Annotated in this window: 1 protein-coding gene; it reads right to left on the minus strand. The window is 47.5% G+C overall.

From position 1 onward, the window contains the following. Positions 1–221 (minus strand): EF-Tu C-terminal domain-related protein (locus ACTRWI_RS22940; protein WP_499133970.1); only part of this gene is annotated, 221 nt, incomplete at both ends.

Genomic DNA, 221 nt, shown 5'->3' on the forward strand with positions numbered 1-221 from the left:
AAGATTTTAGCTACAACACCAGCACCTACAGTACGGCCACCTTCACGGATAGCGAAACGTAGACCTTCGTCCATTGCGATTGGAGCGATAAGCTCAACAGTCATTTGAACGTTGTCACCTGGCATTACCATTTCTACGCCTTCTGGTAGAGTGATGTCGCCTGTTACGTCAGTTGTACGGAAGTAGAACTGTGGACGGTAACCTTTGAAGAAAGGAGTGTG

It is taken from the genome of Pseudoalteromonas sp. G5_S1_14_S5 (assembly GCF_054968605.1).